At 41.1% G+C, this 287-nt stretch carries 1 protein-coding gene; it reads left to right on the forward strand.

What is annotated here, in order from left to right:
* Positions 1-53 precede the first annotated feature (53 nt).
* The coding region (locus tag HC175_RS23300) for a phosphoadenosine phosphosulfate reductase domain-containing protein (protein ID WP_168140115.1) at positions 54-287 on the forward strand (234 nt) is incomplete at its 3' end.

Raw genomic sequence — 287 nt, forward strand, 5'->3', positions numbered from 1 at the left:
GAGGAAGCTGTGGAGAGGCTGCTAAAATACCTTGAACATAAAATGAAACTATAATGAGTAAATATTTCCTGAATTACCTTGACGAACTGGAATCGGAAGCAATTTTTATACTAAGGGAAGTCTGGGCTCAATTTGAAAACCCCGTGATTCTCTTTTCAGGGGGAAAGGACTCCATTCTTGTGACGCACCTGGCCAAAAAAGCTTTTTACCCCGCTAAAATACCTTTTGCTTTACTACACGTGGACACCGGTCATAACTTTCCTGAAACCATTCAATTCAGAGACGAG

The sequence above is a fragment of the Salinimicrobium oceani genome, assembly GCF_012037645.1.